Origin of the sequence: Streptomyces sp. MMG1121 (genome assembly GCF_001280015.1) — a bacterium.
GTDB lineage: Bacteria > Actinomycetota > Actinomycetes > Streptomycetales > Streptomycetaceae > Streptomyces.
The window spans coordinates 1-210 of sequence record NZ_LGDV01000173.1; the positions used below are offsets into that span (position 1 = coordinate 1).

At 56.2% G+C, this 210-nt stretch carries 1 rRNA gene; it reads left to right on the top strand.

From position 1 onward, the window contains the following. A 23S ribosomal RNA gene (locus ADK64_RS15835) occupies positions 1-210 on the top strand; the annotation flags it as partial.

A 210-nucleotide genomic window follows, 5' to 3' on the forward strand; every position in this document is an offset into this window, starting at 1 on the left:
ATAGCGGATAGTACCGTGAGGGAATGGTGAAAAGTACCCCGGGAGGGGAGTGAAATAGTACCTGAAACCGTGTGCCTACAAGCCGTGGGAGCGTCGGAACGTGCTTGCACGTTCTCGTGACTGCGTGCCTTTTGAAGAATGAGCCTGCGAGTTTGCGGTGTGTTGCGAGGTTAACCCGGGTGGGGAAGCCGTAGCGAAAGCGAGTCCGAA